Here is a 201-nt window from a genome sequence, read left to right on the forward strand (position 1 = left end):
GGCCGATCCCCAACAGGATCGCGCCGGAAACGAGCAACGCCATCCCGCGCGCTACGCATCCCGCGATACCCCATTTGGCAACGAAGGACTTTGCGAAGCGGGTTGTCGTGACCATGACCAGCCCGACAGTCGCGAAGGCCAAGCTAAATCCGATCTCGGAATAGCCGGCTTGGCCTATGAGAACACGGGGGGCTGTCGAGA

Annotated in this window: 1 pseudogene; it reads right to left on the minus strand. The window is 61.7% G+C overall.

Annotated elements, in window-relative coordinates:
* Window positions 1–201: pseudogene (locus tag AB9K37_RS11845) on the minus strand (chloramphenicol/florfenicol efflux MFS transporter FloR); the annotation flags it as partial.

The organism is Donghicola sp. XS_ASV15 (genome assembly GCF_041224595.1).
Lineage (GTDB): Bacteria > Pseudomonadota > Alphaproteobacteria > Rhodobacterales > Rhodobacteraceae > Donghicola.